Annotated in this window: 1 rRNA gene; it reads left to right on the forward strand. The window is 59.4% G+C overall.

Annotated features, from left to right (window positions below):
* Positions 1-84: 84 nt before the first annotated feature.
* A 23S ribosomal RNA gene (locus Q0789_RS16585) occupies positions 85-781 on the forward strand; the annotation flags it as partial.

The following is a 781-nucleotide window of genomic DNA, read 5'->3' on the forward strand; positions in this document are numbered from 1 at the left end:
GGGGTGGGGGTGGGTGCCGGTGGTGGGGGTGGCGTGTTCGTAGCTTGAGAACTGCACAGTGGACGCGAGCATCTTTATCTTTGTGGCCAAGTTTTTAAGGGCGTACGGTGGATGCCTAGGCACCAGGAGCCGATGAAGGACGTAGGAGCCTGCGATAAGCCTCGGGGAGTTGGCAACCGAACTGTGATCCGAGGATGTCCGAATGGGGGAACCCGGCTGGATTCATCTCCAGTCACCTGCACCTGAATATATAGGGTGTGTGGAGGGAACGTGGGGAAGTGAAACATCTCAGTACCCACAGGAAGAGAAAGCAACAGCGATTCCGTGAGTAGTGGCGAGCGAAAGCGGATGAGGCTAAACCGTGTGCGTGTGATACCCGGCAGGGGTTGCGTGCGCGGGGTTGTGGGACCCGTTGGCCTTCAGCTGCCGCTGGGGCGGGGAGTGATAAAGCCGCGTTGTAGTCGAAGGGTCTTGGATGGCCTGGCGTAGAGGGTGCGACCCCCGTAGACGAAACAGCGTGGCCTCCTTGGACGGTGTTCCCGAGTAGCACGGGGCCCGAGAAATCCCGTGTGAATCTGGGGGGACCACCCCCTAAGCCTGAATACTCCCTGGTGACCGATAGCGGACGAGTACCGTGAGGGAAAGGTGAAAAGTACCCCGGGAGGGGAGTGAAATAGTACCTGAAACCGTGCGCCTACAAGCCGTCGGAGCACCTGCGGGTGTGACGGCGTGCCTTTTGAAGAATGAGCCTGCGAGTTAGTGGCATGTGGCGAGGTTAACC

Origin of the sequence: uncultured Pseudokineococcus sp., assembly GCF_947499845.1 — a bacterium.
In the GTDB taxonomy this organism is placed as follows: domain Bacteria; phylum Actinomycetota; class Actinomycetes; order Actinomycetales; family Quadrisphaeraceae; genus Pseudokineococcus.